This window comes from Pedobacter sp. 05L430 (genome assembly GCF_056397585.1).
Genome location: NZ_JBFTNT010000643.1, coordinates 1 through 429, shown reverse-complemented (window position 1 = coordinate 429; position 429 = coordinate 1). Strand labels below are relative to the sequence as shown.

Sequence of the window (429 nt, the reverse complement as noted above, 5' to 3'; positions counted from 1 at the left end):
ACAGATAACTTTCTGAGTAAATCACTTAGTACAATAACTTTTTCGTTTGATTTATGCATTTGTCCTTGATCTAGGTCAAAGTACAAATCAAGGGCAAGAATCAGTTCCTGCCTAATCCAGTTCGGATTTTTGCCAGGCAGAGCAACTGACTTTTGAACTGAACCAGTGTCTTTATCATTCAAAACTATGACCTGAATTTCCCTCCAAAAATCATTTCTTTTAACATTTTTATATTTTTTATAAATATACAATGCCTCATTTGGTAAAGTCGCGGCCTGTCCACGGGCATCTTTCCAGCCGATTCGGGCGGACTTTTTTAGGTGACTATCAAATGCATCCCGGGCATTTTTCAAACTGTGTTCAAATGAAGATGGCTTTCTATTTTCTCCCAGGTTAGCAAAAAAAAGTTGATATGCATCTTTCCATGAG

1 protein-coding gene is annotated in these 429 nt (G+C 37.3%); it reads right to left on the bottom strand.

The window, feature by feature from the left end:
• The coding region (locus tag AC1DG9_RS27770; protein ID WP_477635798.1) for a hypothetical protein at positions 1–429 on the bottom strand (429 nt) is incomplete at both ends.